This window comes from Stakelama pacifica (assembly GCF_004361835.1).
Classification (GTDB): Bacteria; Pseudomonadota; Alphaproteobacteria; order Sphingomonadales; family Sphingomonadaceae; genus Sphingomonas; species Sphingomonas pacifica.
The window spans coordinates 158,651-174,591 of sequence record NZ_SNWD01000005.1 but is presented as its reverse complement, the minus strand read 5'-3'; the positions used below and the strand labels follow the sequence as shown (position 1 = coordinate 174,591).

At 63.5% G+C, this 15,941-nt stretch carries 13 protein-coding genes; all 13 read left to right on the top strand.

The genetic code is table 11. The features are described from left to right. Window positions 1–20: 20 nt before the first annotated feature. The 13 genes from EV664_RS09805 (at window position 21) to EV664_RS09745 (ending at window position 15,835) form a co-directional block, all read left to right on the top strand. Complete coding sequence (locus EV664_RS09805) at window positions 21–1,679, top strand: portal protein (RefSeq protein ID WP_133495517.1); 1,659 nt, start codon at window positions 21–23, stop codon at window positions 1,677–1,679. After that, entirely contained in the window at window positions 1,669–2,016 is a 348-nt protein-coding gene (locus tag EV664_RS09800; RefSeq protein WP_133495516.1) for a Bbp19 family protein, read from the top strand. The genes EV664_RS09805 and EV664_RS09800 overlap by 11 nt, the downstream gene beginning before the upstream one ends. Next, a complete protein-coding gene (locus EV664_RS19420; protein WP_133495515.1) occupies window positions 2,013–2,888 on the top strand; it encodes a hypothetical protein in 876 nt (291 codons plus the stop codon). Before EV664_RS09800 ends, EV664_RS19420 begins: the two co-directional genes overlap by 4 nt. Window positions 2,889–3,112: 224 nt before the next feature. Next, on the top strand, window positions 3,113–4,036 hold the full coding sequence (locus EV664_RS09790; protein ID WP_133495514.1) for a phage capsid protein: 924 nt from the start codon (window positions 3,113–3,115) through the stop codon (window positions 4,034–4,036). Window positions 4,037–4,125: 89 nt separating this feature from the next. Then, window positions 4,126–4,551, top strand: coding sequence for a hypothetical protein (locus EV664_RS09785; protein ID WP_133495513.1), 426 nt, complete (start codon window positions 4,126–4,128; stop codon window positions 4,549–4,551). A gap of 141 nt (window positions 4,552–4,692) precedes the next feature. After that, the gene (locus EV664_RS09780; protein WP_133495512.1) at window positions 4,693–5,316 is read left to right on the top strand and encodes a phage connector family protein; all 624 of its coding nucleotides are present in this window, start codon (window positions 4,693–4,695) and stop codon (window positions 5,314–5,316) included. Between the two features lie 3 nt (window positions 5,317–5,319). Beyond that, window positions 5,320–6,255, top strand: a complete 936-nt coding sequence (locus EV664_RS09775) for a phage tail protein (RefSeq protein WP_133495511.1) — start codon at window positions 5,320–5,322, stop codon at window positions 6,253–6,255. 3 nt (window positions 6,256–6,258) lie between these two features. Further along, complete coding sequence (locus EV664_RS09770; RefSeq protein WP_133495510.1) at window positions 6,259–7,629, top strand: phage tail protein; 1,371 nt, start codon at window positions 6,259–6,261, stop codon at window positions 7,627–7,629. Then, on the top strand, window positions 7,626–8,054 hold the full coding sequence (locus tag EV664_RS09765) for a GNAT family N-acetyltransferase (protein WP_133495509.1): 429 nt from the start codon (window positions 7,626–7,628) through the stop codon (window positions 8,052–8,054). The genes EV664_RS09770 and EV664_RS09765 overlap by 4 nt, the downstream gene beginning before the upstream one ends. After that, window positions 8,054–8,626, top strand: coding sequence for a hypothetical protein (locus EV664_RS09760; protein ID WP_133495508.1), 573 nt, complete (start codon window positions 8,054–8,056; stop codon window positions 8,624–8,626). The genes EV664_RS09765 and EV664_RS09760 overlap by 1 nt, the downstream gene beginning before the upstream one ends. Next, a complete protein-coding gene (locus EV664_RS09755; protein WP_133495507.1) occupies window positions 8,626–10,479 on the top strand; it encodes a hypothetical protein in 1,854 nt (617 codons plus the stop codon). Before EV664_RS09760 ends, EV664_RS09755 begins: the two co-directional genes overlap by 1 nt. Further along, window positions 10,479–13,268 (top strand): hypothetical protein, encoded by a 2,790-nt coding sequence (locus EV664_RS09750; protein ID WP_133495506.1) that lies wholly within the window; start codon window positions 10,479–10,481, stop codon window positions 13,266–13,268. The genes EV664_RS09755 and EV664_RS09750 overlap by 1 nt, the downstream gene beginning before the upstream one ends. After that, window positions 13,265–15,835, top strand: a complete 2,571-nt coding sequence (locus EV664_RS09745; protein ID WP_133495505.1) for a hypothetical protein — start codon at window positions 13,265–13,267, stop codon at window positions 15,833–15,835. Before EV664_RS09750 ends, EV664_RS09745 begins: the two co-directional genes overlap by 4 nt. Window positions 15,836–15,941: the final 106 nt, after the last annotated feature.

Sequence of the window (15,941 nt, the reverse complement as noted above, 5' to 3'; positions counted from 1 at the left end):
CATAGGGGGAGGATCAGGCGATGTTTGGTTTCGACGGAAAGACGATCGAGCGGAATCAGGCGCGGATGGAAGCCGCGCGGATGAATATCGATACGTTGCGCGAAGAGGTCGCGCGCCTGATCCTGCCGCGTCAACAGGGGTTCAATTCGATCCTGTCGCCGGGGCAGTCGCTGACCGACGACATGACCGACGAATATGGCGCGGCGGCGCTGGAGGACGGCGTTTCGCTGTTCGAAGGGTTCACCATGCCGCGCGGGGTGAAGTGGCAGAAGCTGCGGTTCCTGTCGTCGGAAATGAACGAAAGCGTTGTGCATCAGCAATGGCTGGAAATCATCGCCGACCGCCTGTTCATGCTGCGCAACGATCCGAAGTCGGGCTTCACCAATAACGTGCATGAGAGCGCGGCGAGCGTGATTGCGTTCGGCGAGCAATGTATCTGGCCCGACAAGCGGTTCGACGAGCGCGGCTATTTCGCCGGGCTGTCGTACCAGTCGGAGCATATCGGTTCGATCTGGTGGGAGGCGGATGCGCAGGGCAACCCGATGCGCGTCCATCGCAAGTTCAAATGGACCGCCGAGCAGGCACAGCGCGAATGGAAGGAAGCCATTCCGCCATGCGTTCGCGACGCCCTGAAACAACCCAATCCGAAGCCGCAGGCAGAATTCGAATTCCTGCACGTCATCGAGCCCAACCCGCACATGAAGCCGGGTATCCTTGGCCCCGAAGGGATGCCCTTTCGGGCGTGCTATTACAGCTGCAAGGACAAGGTGCCGTTCAAGGAAGGCGGATACCGAACCATGCGCCGGATCATCAGCCGGTGGCAGAATGCGGTAAACGAGAATTTCGGGCGTGGCCGGGGCACGCTGTTCCTGCCCGCGCTGCGCGCATCGCAGATCATGATGCAGGACCGCGTGCTGATCGCGGAGCTGAACGCCAAGCGCCCGATGCTGGCGCCCAGCGACGAACTGGACGAGGCGATCTTAGCCCTCAAGCCATGGGGGATTACCTATGGCGGGCTGGACGAGCAGATGCAGCCGATGTTGAAGCCGCTGTTCGACGCGGCGGATTCGGGCGACGCCACGGTGCTCCACGCCGAGGTGAAACAGACGATCGACCGGGCGTTCTATCGCGACCTGCTGCAGATCTATCGCGAGCAGAAAACGCATATCAGCGCGACCCGGACGCTGGAGGAAATCGCCGAAAAGGGCATATTGCTGTCCCCGCTCGCCCGGCAGGAAACCGAATGGTTTTCGCCGATGCTGGACGTTGAGCTGGATCTGATGTGGCAGGAGGGGATGCTGGATGACATGCCCGCCACGGTTGCCCGGTATCTGCGCGACGGGGGCGGGATTACCTGCGCCTATGACAACGAGCTGACGCGGATGCGCCGGGCCGGTGCGTCGGCGGCGTATCTGCGCACCGCTGAACAGGTTGGCGTGGTGGCGCAATTCAACCCCGAAGCGCCCGCAGCATTCAACCGCGAATATCCATTGGAAAAGGTCATTCCGAACCTTGCCGATGGCAATGGCGTGCCCGCGACGTGGCGCGCGACCGAAGAGGAAAAGCGCGCACACGACGAAGTGGAGCAGGCCAAGGCCGCGCAACAGCAATTGCTGGAAGCGGTGCCGGTGATCGCCGATGCGGCGAGGAGCGCAGCGGGGGCGGTCAATGGCGGCTAGTCATGAAATCGACGGCCTTGCCGCGATGGAAAGCACTGCGCGCGCGCAGCGACGGCGGCTCATCACGGCGGCGATCGGGCGCCGGGAAATCATCCTCGCCTATCGCCGATTGATGCTGAACGCGGACGGCACGTTGAAGGACGATGCAGCCGCCGTTCTGGGCGATCTGGCGCAGATTGCGAACCTTGGCGCAGCCGACATGCCGCAGGCGAGCGACGAGCAATTGCGCAGCCAGGCCGCATCACGCGCCATCGTGCTGCACATGTTCGCGCGCATCGACATGGGCGGCACCGAACTGAAAAAACTTGCCAAGAAATTGAGGGAGAACGGGCAATGAGCGAAGTAGCAGATGCGTTGAACACCGGCGTTCCGGCGCCATCCACCCCCAGCCCGGCCCCGGCGCCAGCGCCCGGCGAGACGTCGACGCCCGCGCCGACCCCGACGCCATCGCCAAGCCCGACCCCGGAGCCGAGCGGCGACCGGTGGCAGGATAAATTCCTGTCGGCCGAGTTGAAGGGTGACGAAACGCTGGCGCGCTATGGCAGTATCGATGAAATGGGAAAGGCGCTGATCGAAACGCAGCGCTTTGCGCGAGGGCGCGTCGCCATTCCTGCCGCCGATAATCCTGATGCCTTTGCCGAATTCGCTTCGAAAATTCGGCCAGAGAAGGCCGAGGATTATAAAATCGGCGATGCCGAGGGCAATCAGACGGAAATGGGCGAGGCCATGCGCCCGGTTTTTCACGAAGTCGGGTTGCACCCGTTGCAGGCTGAAAAGCTGAGCAGCGCATGGAATCAGTATCAGGCCGATGTGGTGAGCAAGCAGGCGCAACAAGGCCGCGACGAAATGAACGCGGTCGAATTTGAATTCGGCCCTGCTGCCTATAATCAGCGTCTGGCGGCCACCGAAAACATGCTCAAGGAAGCCGGTATCGATATCGGCGATCTTACCACCGGACTGGAGCAGACAGTCGGTGCAGGAAAAACGCTTCGTGCGCTGTTCGCGCTCGCGGAGAAAACCGGTGAATTGTCCAAGGTGGGTGATGCCCAGACGCAGTTGCGCATGGGAAGCATGACCCCGCAACAGGCGAGCGACGAGATCGATCGCATGGATGCAAGCCCGGAAATCCGTGCAAAGGTCGCAGATAAGAGCAGCCCGGAATATGCACGCCGATCACAATTGATGCAGTTGATGCAGAAAAGGGGTTGACGAAATTCCCCAATATGGTGAATTTCGCGACCTAGCCGGATGGGGGAGCCGGTTCTTATTCTCCCCCTCTTTTCTCCGGCTTCCCGCCGCTATGGCGCCCCGGATGCAATCGGCGAAAGCAGCCGCGCGGAACGGGATGCGTCATTCCCCAAGACGGCCCGGACACAGGTCCGCCTCCCCGTCGAAATTCGGATTCAATTTCGTTTTTTGGCCGGGAGGCAAATATGGCAGACGATTGGGCAAACGAAAATCGTACCGTCGAGTATCAGAAGAATACCACGTTCAAGCTGAACCAGAAGCCGGGTTTAATCTATCCGCTGGCTGGTTCGACGTCGATGTACTCGGGGGCATCGTCACAGATTGAAGATCAGTTCGATGACGATTTCAATCTTGAAGACAAGGACGGTATCAACACCGATACCAATAACCGCGATGCATCGAGCGAACGGCGTTGGGTGAAAAAGCCGAAATCTGCGAATGTCGCGCCGCTGCGCGACCGCGATGCGATGAAAGCGACCAGCGTCGATATCGATAGTCCGCTGGTCGAAGGTACGGCACGCGGCACGCGCCGCTATCACGACGACAAGTTCATCGAAGGCTATTTCGGAACGGCATGGACCGGCGAACATGGCGATACCCCCGTGCCGTTCAAGGCCGGGAACCGGATCGTTGTCGATCTGGGCGGCGCAGCCACCGGTCTGACCGAAGACAAGATCATCGCGCTTGCAGAAGCCTACGAGCTTGCCGACTGCGATATCGAGGAAGAGCAGCCGATTGTGCTGCTGACACCAAAGCAGGTGTCGGACCTTCAGCGGATCGATCGGTACGTCAAATCCAACTATGACGGCAGGCTCGTTCTGGCACGCCGCGAACTGAAGCCGTGGCAGAATCTGCGCTTCATGCCGGTCAATCTCGGTTCGCCCAAAGCATACCCGCGTAGCTCAAAGCTCACGAAAAGCGAAACCACGCGGATGCTGCCGACATTTATGCCGTCCGGGATGCATCGCGCGGTCTGGACCGAGTTTTTCGGTCGCATCACCGAGCGCGACGACAAGAACTTTTCGAAGCAGGTCTATGCCGAAGCGTGCAGCACCGCGACGCGCCTGATGGAAGACAAGTGCTTCATCCTTGAATGCAAGGAAGGTTGATCGCCGGGCGGGGTCGCGTGCCCCGCCCGTCCCGTTTTGCGCGGTCCAGCCCCGCCTCGATCGGCTGACAACACCAAGGAGCAAGAACGATGGGAATCCAGTATGGCACATCGTACAGCAGCACCGACGACAGCAAGCTCGCCCCCGGTACGAAGGTGGATGCGGGCGTTCGCCGGTTTCACAATGATTTCAGCCTCGCCACCCAGGGCGGCGGAACGCAGGATACGCCGCTGGTCGCGCGCATTCGCGAGGGCTGCGCCGTTTGCGCGTTCGAACTTTCCTCTTCGGTCGATCTGTCGGGGCTTACCTTCAAGCTGGGCATCGCCACCGATGACGACAAATATGCCGTCGCCTTTGCCGGTCCCGCAGCGGGCAAGACGGTTCGCGCGCCGATCGTTCCCGCCATGCTTGCGGCGGGGGCGCTGGAACAGCGCGAGGATATCATTCTGACGCCGAGTGCGAACATGCCCGCAGCCGGTGTCGTCTGCACGGAGCTTTTCGCCTCCAAGCGATAAGGGGGGCGGGGCGGGTTTTACTCCTTTGACCGCCCCTCCTTCCTTCGACGGTGCGCCGGGGACATGCTTCCTCAGCGGGCGTAAATCGGAGTGGGAATTCCGCCCGGCGCGCCGTCACCTTACCACCTGACAGGGGCCATCATGCCGACGCCCAGCACGACCCAGACCGATATCGTGAACGCCGCGCTGGCGGAGCTGGGGTCGCGCGATTTCGTCACCTCGATCGACAGCGACCGCCCTGTCGCGATGCGGGCAAAGCGGCTCTGGTCGATCGTGCTGAATGACCTTCTTTCCCAGCATCCATGGAATTTCGCGCTGCGGCGCGCGGCGCTGAACGCCGATGGCGTGAACCCGCCCTATGGCTATGCCCGGCAGTTCCGCCTTCCGTCCGATTGCCTGCGCTGGCTGGTTCCCGTTGAGGGGAGGCCCGGATTTTATCGGGGCGAGCGCGAGGGCGACGTGATCCTGACCGATGCCGCCGCGCCGCTGCCCGTCCGCTATATCGCGCTGGTCGATGATGTGACGAAGTGGCCGGCCGCTTTCGTCAAGGCGATGACACTGGCGCTGGCCGAGGCGCTGGCCGAGGGCATCACGCAATCCGAGACGATCAAGCGCGACCTGGGCAACAAGGCCGAATATGCGCTGCGCAAGGCGAAGCGTATCGACGGGCTGGAAACCGGCGCGAATCAGCGCGGGTCGGTTGTGGCAAAATCGGACTGGCTGGCCGCGCGCAATCGCGGCAGCGGTTATTTGCGGGGGCGATGATCCATGTCGCGCGTCACCCCGGTTCAATCGAATTTCAACGCGGGCGAGCTGTCGCGCCGCCTGCATGGCCGCATCGACCTGAACCTGTACGGCATCGGCATGGCCGAATTGACGGGATGGATTCCGCTGGTCGAGGGCGGGCTGGATGCGTGCCCCGGTTTCCTGCGCGTCGATGCAGCGCCCGGCCCATGCCGGTTGATCCCGTTCCAGTATAGCGTCACGCAAAGCTATATCATGGCGATGGCGGCGGGCGTCGCCCATTTCTTCACCAACGACGCTCGGATCGAGGCGGATGGTGCGCCGGTCGCGCTGACCACGCTTCCTTATACCCTGTCCGAAATCAACGCGCTGACATGGGAGCAATCCTATGACGTGCTGTACCTGTTCCATCCCAATCACCAGACGCGCGCGCTGGCGCGGGTCGATGCCGACACGTTCGAGGCGTCGATGCTGGAACTGGAAAACGGGCCGTTCGAAGCGCGCAACAAAGATCAGGCGCTGATCGTCAAGGCAAGCGGAGTCGTGGGATCAGTGACCCTTGCCGCGTCGCGGGGCGGGCAACCCTATGCACTGTTCGAACCGGGGGACGTGGGCGGGTTGTTCGAGCTGGAGGCGGATGATTTCGGCAATATCCCAAGCTGGGAACCGGGCGTGACCGTGGCGATCAACGATCTGCTGACATGGAATGAGCGGGTTTATGCCGTGGTCGGCGGCGGCGAAGCGATGCGCACCGGCACGGTCGCGCCGGTTCACAATAAGGGCGTCGAATGGGACGGCATCGGCAAGGGGCAGGATATCAACGACGAGGTCGCGGGCGGGGTGCAGCTGGAATATCTGCATGACCGGTTCGGGGTGCTGCGCCTGACCGAATATGTCGACAGCGCGACGATGCAGGCCACGGTGCTGCGCCGCCTGCCCTTCACCACGGCGGGGAATTGAGCGATGGCGATCAGTTCGAACCAGCTGCCCGATTATTACGATCCGAACGACCCCTATGTGCCGCCGAGCGGGGGCGTATCGTATAAGTTCGGGACGTGGCGCTGGCGGTTCGGATCGTTCAGCCAGCGGCGCGGGTGGCCGCAATGCGGGGTCGTTTATAATGAACGCCTGATCGTCGCCAAGGATTCGACGTTGTACGGCAGCGTCGTGGGCGATTTTACCGATTTTTCGACCTATAACGAGGTCGGTGAGATCAGCGCCGATATGGCGTTCATCCATACGATCAAAGACCCGAACGGCATTTTGAACCTGGACGCGGGCAATGACCTGCTGGCGATGACGCCCAGCGGCCCGTTCGCGATTCTGCAACGCAACCCGGCCGAGGCTTTCGGCCCCGGCAATGTGCGGTCGGTGCGGCAGAACAGCGAGGGCGCGAGCGATGCGCCGATGGCCGATATCGACGGGCGAACGATCTATATCGGCAAGAGCCGGCGGCGCGTGATCGAGCTGGAATATGAAGCGGGGCGCAACCGTCAGACGCCGATCGATCTTTCGCGCTATGCCCGGCATATCGGCAAGCCGCGCTTCCTTGATCTGGTATCGCAGAAAGACCCCAATCGGCTGTTCTGGACGCGGCGGGGGGACGGGACCCTGAGCGTCGCGGTGTATAATCCCGACGAACAGGCGCTGGGATGGGCGACGCGCCCGATGGCCGAGGGGTGCGCTGTCGCATCGATCGCCGGGATTACGGACCCGATGGGCGAGCTCGATCAGCTATGGGCCGCCGTCACATTCCGGGGAAGCTGGCATATCTGCCGGTTGGATCAGTTGCGGCAGGAGGATGACGACGACGATCCGGCAATGACCGACATGGCGGCGGTGTATGAAGGTTCGCCCGCAAGCACGTTCGGGCCGGTGCCGTGGCTGTCCGGGCTGACGATACAGGTGCAGGGCGACGATGCGGCCTATGATGGCGTTCAGGTCGATGGCGCAGGCATGTTCACCCTGCCCAATCCGCATTCCCGCGTCATTGCTGGCCTGCCCTTCCCCTGCCGGTTCACCACGCTGCCGCTGGAGGCCGGGGGCGATAACGGCCCAGCGATGGGCAAGGTGAAGCGGTTCAGCCGGTTCCTTATCAATGTGCTGAAAACGCGCGGGCTGCGCGTGACGGCGCAGGGTGCGCCGCCGGTGACGCTGGAACAGTTGACCGCCGACAGTGTGACCAATGCGGGCTTCGTGCCCGATACCGGGTTGCTGGTGACCGAAGATGTCGGAACGGACGATATCATGGGGCAGGTGACGGTCGAGCGGTATCTGCCGCAGGGGGCAACGATACGCGCGATCCAGCCAACAGCGGATGTGAGCCAGCGATGATTACGGTCGAGGTTTTCGAGGCCGAGCATCTGGCGCGCATGGAAGTGCAGGCGGTGCAGGCCGAGCTGGCGGGCGATCGATGGGCCATGGCCCAGATGCTGGCGGCAACGGGGCGGTGCTTCACGATCCGGGCCAAGGCGGACGGGCATATCCTGTTTTGCGGGGGAGCCCTGCAAATGCACGCGCATCATGCGACGCTGTGGTCAGCGCTGTCCCCGCAGGCAGCGGATTACGGCAAGCCGATCACGCGCCGCGTCCTCGCCTATATCGGCAAGCTGGAACATCGCCGCGTGGACGCAGTGGTACGCCTGTACCACGATGCAGCGCACCGGTGGATGGCGGCGCTGGGGTTCCGGCCGGAATCGACGCTGGGCGATTATTTCGAAAATGGGGAAGACGCGATGATTTACCGGTTGGTGCGCTGATGGGCGCGGCATTGCCCGTCATCGCGATCGCTGCCCAGGCGGCGGGCACGATCTATAGCGGAATCGAGGCGAATAACGGCGCGCGGGCCGCCGCAGCCGTCGATCAGGAGAATGCACGGCGCACGATCCTGTCGGGCGAATATGATGCGTTGCAGACGCGCAAGGATGAACGGCGACTGTCGGGCGACCTGATCGCATCGATGGGCGCAGCGGGCGTCGATATCGGCAGCGGATCGAGCGCGGATATCATCCGCCAGAATGCTGTGCAGCGCGAACTGGAAATCCTGAATATCCGCAGCCGGGCGACCAATGAGGCCAACAACCTGTATCAAGCCGCGGCGGACAAGAAAAAGGCGGGCCGGTCGGCGCTGATCCAGTCGATGTTCGGCGCGGTGTCCGGCGCGCTGGCCGGGGCGAGCGATATGCGGGCGCAGCGCACATCCGGCGATATTGCGGCGCGGGTGGGCGATGCGATGGGGCGTAAAGGCAGCGGGACGTGGAACACGGGCAGCGGCGCGCATAGCCCCTATGAGACGCCGCCGTATGTTCCTCCCATGCGGGTCAAAGGCTGATGGCAGAGCAGTTTTTCGCCCGTGCCAATAACCCGGTCGGCCCGATGGCGCAGCGCGACCCGGCGGCGTTCCGATCGGGTATCGCCGAGGGGTTGCAGGATCTGGGTCGCGCAGGGCAGCGGGTCGCGCAGAATGAAGAAGCGCTTCGCCAGCAAGAGGCCGAGGCCAATCGGCGAATCGAGGAAATTCAGGCGCGGCGGCGCGAATCGCATGTCGTCGCGGACGGCATGGGGCGATGGGCCGAGGTGCAGGCCGATGTTGCAACCGCACTGGACGAGGCGCGGCGCAATACCAAGCCGGGCGCGCCTGATTACGAGGAACAGGCCGACCGGATCGTCGCCGACAAGGTGGGCGCGTTCCGTCAGACCCTGCCCGACGATCCGGAAATCATCGACCGTTTCGGGCCGATGCTGGCGCAATATGCGGCGCAGACGAAGCTGCGCGAACGTGGCTGGGCGCTGGAACGCAAGGCGACGTTCGAAAGCGACAATATCGGCAAATGGGCGGATGCGCAGGGCAATGCGTTGACCAGCGAGCCGCAATCGCCGGTGTTTCTGGAAGATTTGTTGCAGCATACCGACGCGCTGTTCGGCGGGCTGGACATGGACGGCACCACGCGCGATGCGGCGGTACACCGGCAAAAGGGCCAGTTCGTCCAGCAGTTTTTCGACGGCTATATCGGCGCGGGCCAGTGGCAGGCCGCACGGGCGATGCTGGACAGCAAGCAGCTGGACGATCTGCTGTCGCCCGATGATCGGCAGGCCATTGCCAAGCGGATCGGGGCGAGCGAGCATCTTGCGCACCGCGAGGCCGAAATGGCCGCAAGCCGGGTGCGCGATCAGGCGCGCGACGGGATCGATGCCATTCAGGCGAAGATTCGCGGCGGTGTCGTACCGAGCAGCGAAGAGATGCGCGCGGTTCGCGCGAGCGCCAAGGCGGCGGGGCTGGATCAAAGCGAACTGGTCGAACTGGACGTGATGGACGTGCAGGCGGAAACCAATCGCCGCTATGCCGGTGTCCCATCAATGACGATGCGCCGCGACCGCGATGCACTGGAACAGCGGATCGCGCAGGGCAAGGCGAGCGAGCCGGACCAGATTATGAAGGCCCAGCTCGACAAGCTGGTCGATGCCGCCGACAGCCGCGAGGCGGAGCAATATAAGGCGCTGATCGATCAGGGCGTGCAGGGAAAGGCGGCGGTGCTGGCGCAGCTTGCACCGCGTGGGGCCGCAGGGTTCGATATCGCGCAAAAGGCGCAGAACGGCCTTGGCTATTTCACGCTGGTCCATCCTTCGGTGCGGATGCAGGCGCTGCAAGGCGGCGAGGATTTGAAAGCCAATCCCAAGCTGATCGACCAGAACCGTGCCAGCGAGGAATTCACCGCGCAGATCGGATTGCAGGGGCGATCGCTGAACGAACAGGCGATCGAAGGCTATCGCACTGTCGCCAATGCGATTTATGCCGAGGAAGCGAAAACGCAGGGGTTCGAGCAATTCGAGCCGACGGTGTATCGCCGCGCGGTCAATCTGGCGCTGGGGGCCAGTCGCGGCCCGGACGGGCAATGGCGCGGCGGCATGGGGCTGGTAAACGGGCGGCATGTGATGTTGCCCGATTGGGCGAGCGCCGAGCAATTTTCGCGGCTGCTGTCGCGCTCCGATTTCAGCAATGCGCGCTATGGTGACGGTTCTCCGGTCAATGCGCGCGATGTGCAGAAGAATTATACGCCCGTCCTGATCGGTGATGATCGCGGGGCCGCAACTTATGTGTTCGTCAATGCGGCGGGGCAGCGGCTGAAAACGGCGAAGGGCGAGGATTATACCCAGACCGCCCGGCCCCCGGCAGGAGCGCGATAATGGGCCTTCCGCCGCAAGCATTTTCGCGCGGTACCACTGCGCCGGGGGCAGCGCCCCCGCCGCCGTCCTTCCTGCAGGGGCTGAGCGATAGTTTCTGGAGCGCGGCGGATCAGGAAACCGCCGCGGCGCAGGATCAGGAGGCAATGGCGAAAGCGCTGTCGCCACTGGTCGATGCGCTGCACGATCGCGGCGTGACGGGCAAATTCACGAAACGCGAGGCGCGCGACGCATGGGCAAAGACCTATGACGCGCAAGCGATATGGGACGCGGTGGACCGTGTGCGGCAGTCGGACCCGACCGCCTTTACCGCGATCCCGCATTCGCTGGACGAATTCCGCGCCAAGGCGCTGGGTAAGGTGCAGGCCGAGCGCGAGTCCCGCGCCGCATCCGCCTCGCGCGCAGGCACCGCAACGCGGTTGATCGGCGGTTTCGGCTATGGCGCCACCGATCCGATCAACACGGTCGGCATGATGCTGGGGGCGGGCGAAGCAAAGACGGTTGCGCAGGCTGTCGTCAACGAAGCTGTGGTGAATGCCCGTCTTACCGCGATGTCATTGCCGGGCGAGGCGTGGGTTCGCGCGTCGCAGGGGCGCGACATGACGCTGGGCGATGCGGCGGCCGAGCTGGGAACGGCAGTCGTAGGCGGCGCTCTATTCGGCGGTGCCCTGAAAGGGTTGGAGCTGCACGGCGGACCAGCGGCAGGTAAGGCCTATGACACGGCGCTGAACGGTGTCTGGCACCTGATGCCCGAACCGGTGAAACGACGCTGGGCCGACGCGGCGAGCGTATCCGAACGCGACCTGCCCGATCTTGCCGATATGGTGCTGGGCGATGGCGCGGACAGCGAGACGCGCGCGGCGATCCATGCGCTGCGCCAGCAAGACGCGCTGGACGAGGCAAACCCGTTCAAGCCGAACGGTGCTGGCGTGCAGTTTCATCGCGAGCGGTTCGCCGAAACGCTGTCGCGGGTGCTGGACGATTTGCCGCCGCAAGCGCCGCGCGCCGAGGGCGTCACGATGCCGGGACGGGCGGATACCGCGCTGGGCACGGGAACGGTGCCGATGATGCCCGCGCGGGCGGCGGTAAAGAACCGGATCGGCGTGGTGGAAAGCGCCCTGAGCAACAATGCGGCGAACCCGTTGTCGAGCGCGCGCGGCAAATACCAGTTCATCGAAAGCACCTGGCTGCATTATTACAAGCGCCGGTTCGGCGATCAGGGGCTGTCGGACGCCCAAATCCTCGCCAAGCGCAGTGACGGCGCAGTGCAGGACGTTCTGATGGACGATCTGACCGATGACAATGCCGCGTTCCTGCGCAGCCATGGCGAGTCGGAGAGCGCAGGCAATCTGTATCTGGTCCATTTTGCGGGGCAAGGCGGTGCCAAGCGGCTGTTCGAAGCCGATCCCGGCGCTCGCGCCGCAGACATCCTCGGCGCAAAGGTCGCAAACGCCAATCCGTTCCTGAAGGATATGAGCGCGGGCGACCTGATTGCATGGGCGCATCACAAGATGGGCGGCGCGGTGCCGGAACGCGCGGGCGCGCGCGTCGAATTGCGCGACGATATCGGCGGCGAAGCCGCGCTTCGCGAGCGGTTGCAGGCGGATATCGACCGGATCACGGCAGAGCGCGACGCGATCGAGCGGACAGGCGAGCAGGCCGAGGCGCGCGCGGACGGTTCGCCCGATACGCCATCACCGCTGGACGCGCCGATTCGCACGGACGAAGCCGCGCCGGTGCTGGTCGATGGCGCTGACCGCGTACCCTTCGTTTCGGCGAAGTGGAAGCGCCGGACGCTGCCGACCCGGACGCGGCCCAGCGATGTGATCGAATTCCTTGCCGATCGCGGCGGGGTTCGCGATGATGCCGGCCATGATCTGCGCAATCGACTGGACGCTTTCGTCCCGCGCGCGGGGCCGCTGGTCCGCAAACGCGGCATGTCGATCGATGATGCGGGCGAGCTGCTGCACGAAGCGGGGTTCTTCACCGACCGTCCCAGCGAGGCCGATGTTCTGGACATGCTGGAACGCGCGGTAAACGGCAGCGAGAAAATCTATCAGCTTCACCATGCAGCCGACATGGCCGAGCGCGATCAGGCGATTGCGCAGGACAATAGCCGTTCGGGGTATCTGGAACGGTTGCAGGCGGAAACCGACTTTCACCCGGAACATGACGCCGACCTGACCGACGATGTTCTGTCGGCAATGGCAGAGGGCTATGACCCGTGGTCTGCGATGGAGCGGGTCATCACCGAGCGCATGGACAATGCGCGTCAAAGGGCACTCGAACAATCAGGCGATTCGGTATATGGTGGCGATTATGCAGACGAATGGGTCCCCGGATTCGATGACGCGCAGCCAGCAAATGGAAAAGCTGGCGCAGGATCAGCGCGTGGAACCGGCGCTTCGGCAGGAAGCGGAACAGCTCGCCCGCTGGGCGAAGCGGATCGAGGAGCGCCGGGCGAAAGCCTGACCGCCGAATTCGTCGACCCTCAAGGGACTGCGGCGAAAGCGCAAACCGACAATCTGGATCACGATGCCCGCGCGCAGCTGGATGCGTTCGGTGAGCAGGCGGGCGACCAGCGCCGTGCGCTGGAACGGCAAGGCGAAGGCCGGATCAAAGGCAAGGTGCCACAAAAGCCGGTCGGCAGCGACGGCGGGCTGTTCGACAGTGCAGCGCAGGACATGGAATTCCGGTTCGATGCGGACGGCGAAGGCCAGACGCTGCGCGATCTGTATGCCGCGCTCGATGCCGAAGAGGCGGAAATCAACGAAATCAGGAACTGTCTATGAGCCTTGGCCTGTGCCTTACCAATCTGGCGGCGAAAAAGGTCATCAGTCAGAAGCGCGCCGATGAATTTCGCGCGCTATATGACGATCTGGTCGCGCAGTACGAGCCGGACCTTGGCCGCGCGGCGGCGGAGAGCAAGGCGACCGAAGTGACGATGGCCGCGATTGTGGAAGGGTTCGACAATAGCAAGCGCCAGAAGCTGCTGATCGCCAAGGCGCAGGCCGATGCGATTACGATGGTCCGAAATAACAGCCGTGCGGGCGAGCCGCTATCGGCGCGCGCCACAATGGGCCTTCTGGCGCATGACGACAAGGTGCCGGTGCCGAGCGCGGAAAAGTTGCGCGAGGTTATTCGCGGGCGCTCGCACGCGATGGTTGCCGATATTCTGGCAAAGCATCGCCGCACGATGACGGGCGATCTGCGCAACAAGGCCGATGCCGATGCGATGGGGCGGGCGATCTTCGGCGACGCGAGCGACCTGAATGCGCGCGAGATGGCGGACGCATGGACCCGTGCGGCGGAATATCTGCGCGGGGCGTTCAACGCGGCGGGCGGCAATATCGCTAAGCGCGAGGACTGGGCCCTGCCCCAGATTCATGACGGCATGGCCGCGCGCGAAGCCGGTAAGGGCAGCGCGGCCTATGACGCGGCGCTGGCCGCCAAGCGTGCCGCGACCGAGGCGAATGACAGCGCCGCCGCGCGCGCCGCGCAAAAGGCGATGAACGATGCCAGCTTTGCCGCATGGCGCGATTTCACCCTGCCGCTGCTCGATCGCGAAAAGATGCTGGACGATGTGACCGGCGCACCGATGAAGCCCGAAAAGCTGGACGCGGTGCTGCGCGATGTGTGGGACAGCATCGCGAGCGAAGGCTGGGCCGATCGCGAGCCGGGACAGGTCGGTAGTTCGATGCTGGGCAATCGCCGCGCCGAGCGCCGCGTCCTGCACTTTGCCGGTTATGATTCATGGAAGGGCTATGCTGAAAAGTTCGGCGGGCGGCACAATATCTTTGAAGCGATGAACGCGCATATCGACGGCATGGCGCGCGATATCGCGCTGATGCGCGTGCTGGGGCCGAACCCGGATGCATCGATCCGCTTCCTGAAGGATTCGCTGGCGAAGAGCGTGCAGGAAAATGGCGATCGGCGCGCGATCAACAATATCGATCACGGCCCGAAGCAATTGCAACGGCTGTACGATGCCTATACCGGCGTCGCCAATCGCCCGGAGAAAAAGGGCGTCGCGCTGGGATTTTCCATCGTCAAGTCGCAACAGGTCGCAGCAAAGCTGGGCGGCGCGTTCCTGTCCACGGCGAGCGATTTCGGATCGACCATGTTTACCGCCGGGTTCAACCGCACCCCGATCATGGGCACGCTGGCACGCTATACCAAGATGCTGAACCCGCTGGACGAAGGCGACCGCCGCCTTGCCGTTCGGCTTGGGCTGGTCGCGGAGGAATGGTCGCGGGTGGGCGCGGCGACCGAGCGCTATACCGGCGAAGAGCTGACGCACGAGGTCAGCCGCCGCATGGCCGATTTCGTGCTGCGCGCCTCCTATCTGTCGGCCCATACGCAGCATTTGCGCTGGGCATTCGGCATGGAGAATTTATCCCATGTGGTGCAAATGCGCGATCGGGCGTTCGGCAATCTGGACGCGGGGTATCAGCGCACGCTGCAACGATACGGCATCGGCGAAAAGGCATGGGATGCGATCCGCCGCACCGAAACGCGTACCGAGCGCGGATCGGACTGGATTTTCCCGGAGGATATCAAAGACAGCGCCGCCGCCGACGCGCTGATGGAAATGATCCTGACCGAAACCGATTATGCCGTGCCGACACCGGGGCTTCGCACGCAAGCGGTGATGAGCTGGGTACCGCGCGGTACGTGGGTGGGCGAGATTGCGCGCAGCACGTTCCTGTTCAAAGGCTTCCCGCTGTCGATCCTGATGCTGCACGGGCGGCGGATGATGGATCAGCAAGGGGCGTTCAACAAGGCGATGTACGGCCTGACGCTGATGGGCCTGCTGACGGCGGGCGGCGCGCTGTCGATCCAGCTAAAGGAATTGTCGAAGGGCAAGGATGCGCGCCCGATGGACGATCGCCGGTTTCTGGGCGCGGCGGTGCTGCAAGGCGGCGGGCTGGGCATCATCGGGGATTTTCTGGGCAGTGATGAAAACCGGTTCGGCGGCGGGTTTGCCGAAACGCTGGTCGGCCCGGCGGCACAGACGTTCAGCAATGTGAAGTCGGCGACGATCGATAATGTCATCGCGTGGCTGGACGGCGATGAAAAGACCAAGCCCAATGCGGGGAAGGATTTCGCGAAGATCGTGCGGCAGGAAGTGCCCGGATCGTCGCTATGGTATACGCGCCTCGTCTATGAACGGCTGTTGTCGGATCAGGTGCAGCGCTGGCTCGATCCCGATGCGGACAAGGCGTTCAAGCGGTTGCAGCGCAAGGCGGAGCAGCAAGGTCAGCCCTATTTCTCCGCCCCCGGATCGGGGCTGTCGGATATCCGCGCGCCCGATTTTGATAATGCGATGGAGGCCCCGCCGCCACAACCGGCGCAATAGGGTTGCAAAATGCACCGGACAGGGATATTTCGAACCACGTAACGCCGGTCCAGCTTCCCACTCCGACCCGGCACCTGCGGCGATCTATGCCGCATTGTGTGTCGGG